This window comes from Parvimonas sp. M20, from assembly GCF_035282425.1.
Taxonomy (GTDB): domain Bacteria; phylum Bacillota; class Clostridia; order Tissierellales; family Peptoniphilaceae; genus Parvimonas.
Map to the genome: position 1 here is coordinate 1 of NZ_JAYKBQ010000126.1, position 287 is coordinate 287.

General features: G+C 43.6%; 1 protein-coding gene. It reads left to right on the forward strand.

Annotated elements, in window-relative coordinates; all coding sequences use genetic code 11:
• Positions 1 to 93: 93 nt before the first annotated feature.
• Positions 94 to 287 (forward strand): hypothetical protein (locus VJI93_RS08675; RefSeq protein WP_324009300.1); only part of this gene is annotated, 194 nt, incomplete at its 3' end.

Sequence of the window (287 nt, forward strand, 5' to 3'; positions counted from 1 at the left end):
TAGTGGTTAAGTTCAGTGCACTCTGCTTCAGCGGCCCAGGTTTAGCTTCCGGGTGCGGGCCTATACCATGGTCGTGCTGTGGTGTCGACCCCCATGCAGAATAGAGGAAGATTGGCACAGATGCTAGCTCAGGGAGAACCTTCCACAAACAAACAAACAAACAAAAATTTTGTGTATATTCAGGATATAAGTCCTTCATCAGTTGAACTTTTGCAAATATCTATCCCCGCTCTGAGGTATTGCTTTAATCTATCACATTCTTTCCAATCCCACTTCCTTTTTATTTA